Here is a 1,404-nt window from a genome sequence, read left to right on the forward strand (position 1 = left end):
GGAAACCATAGAGCTGTGGTCCCACCTGATCCCATTCCGAACTCAGAAGTGAAACACAGTATCGCCGATGGTAGTGTGGGGTCTCCCCATGTGAGAGTAGGTCATTTCCAGACGCCTAATTTCTCTGAGAAGAGAGTGAAAAGCCCGTTGCTAACGCAACGGGCTTTTTTGCGTCTGTAATTTCATTAATGATTGCTGAATGGTATGCGTGTAACCGTCTAGCGAACCACACCTCGCATCGTTAATCTGCCTATTTGAAAATACCTGCTCAACGATAAATTTGGAGCAGGTGATGAAAACATACAGAACAGCGGCACAGTGGCTGGAGCTACTTCAGCAACGCAGTAATTTTAAAGGTACTAATATTGAATTCTGCCAACACCATAATGTCGCTATTACCACTTATTATAAACAGCGCGTCCTACTGGTTAAGCAGTCAAACCCAAACTTACCGCAGCAATCACTTAATGCCACTTCATCACGCTTTATTCAGTTAAAACAAACCAACACTGAAGTCTGCAGGTAAACTCATCAAAATGTGGTGCAGTTTGATATCCACACAGGCCAGTTAATGTTTCATGTCAATTTTAGCAACGAACGATTTCGTTTCAATCATTAAAGACCTGATGCCATAAAGATGTTTGTTGATGTGCCCACAGTTTATTTATGTGCAGATGTGGTCGATTATCGTAAATCGATGAATGGATTAGCCGCCTTAGTGGAAGCAGAGCTTGAACTACCGGTGCTCAGTGGTGCGCTATTTGTATTTTGTAATAAGGGCCGTAACAAAATCAAGTTGTTGTACTGGGATAACACTAGTTTTGCCATGTGACCGCCATGGATGGCGAGAAGCTGAATAACGCAGGAGCAGTTGTCGAGTATAAATGATTAGATAAACATAAGTTCAAATGGTCCAAACTCATGCCCCCCTCCCTTAAAAATCAGAATATTTTAAATAGCGTTTTCCTCTTACACTAAGACAAATGGAGAATCACATCAAAAAGACACGTTTTACTGAAAGCCAAATGAAAACGCTATTTTCAAAATCACCCATTAATACAATAATAGTCATTTTCTTTGCTAAGCAATTGGCTAAGCAATTGTTAGTATCTCTCGTTCATGTCGTTTTGCTAGTGCAGTTTAGTAGTTACGCAAGTTTCTAATGACTCATATTATATGCCTCAGAATATAGGGGTAGATAAACTTATTACGTCTATTTGTGGATAAAGTTGTGGGTAACGTGTTTCTAAATTGGTGTTAACTAGAGTATAAAAATTAAATTTAAAATTAGTGAAAAAAGGGGTTGCACTAAATCTTTTGCTGCCTATAATGCGCATCCACTGACACGGCAGACAGCGAAAGCAGTCACCGAGTGAGTTGAACCAAGTGCTTCAAAACACAAGG

2 protein-coding genes and 1 rRNA gene are annotated in these 1,404 nt (G+C 40.1%); all 3 read left to right on the forward strand.

Annotated elements, in window-relative coordinates; all coding sequences use genetic code 11:
- Nucleotides 1-113 (forward strand): 5S ribosomal RNA (gene rrf / locus L2703_RS18870); the annotation flags it as partial.
- A gap of 179 nt (nt 114-292) precedes the next feature.
- Nucleotides 293-526: a hypothetical protein gene (locus L2703_RS18875; RefSeq protein ID WP_248972563.1), complete on the forward strand. Its 234-nt coding sequence runs from the start codon at nt 293-295 to the stop codon at nt 524-526.
- A 123-nt stretch (nt 527-649) separates the two neighbouring features.
- Complete coding sequence (gene tnpB / locus L2703_RS18880) at nt 650-832, forward strand: IS66 family insertion sequence element accessory protein TnpB (RefSeq protein ID WP_248972564.1); 183 nt, start codon at nt 650-652, stop codon at nt 830-832.
- Nucleotides 833-1,404 lie beyond the last annotated feature (572 nt).

Source organism: Shewanella basaltis (genome assembly GCF_023283885.1).
GTDB classification, from domain to species: domain Bacteria; phylum Pseudomonadota; class Gammaproteobacteria; order Enterobacterales; family Shewanellaceae; genus Shewanella; species Shewanella basaltis.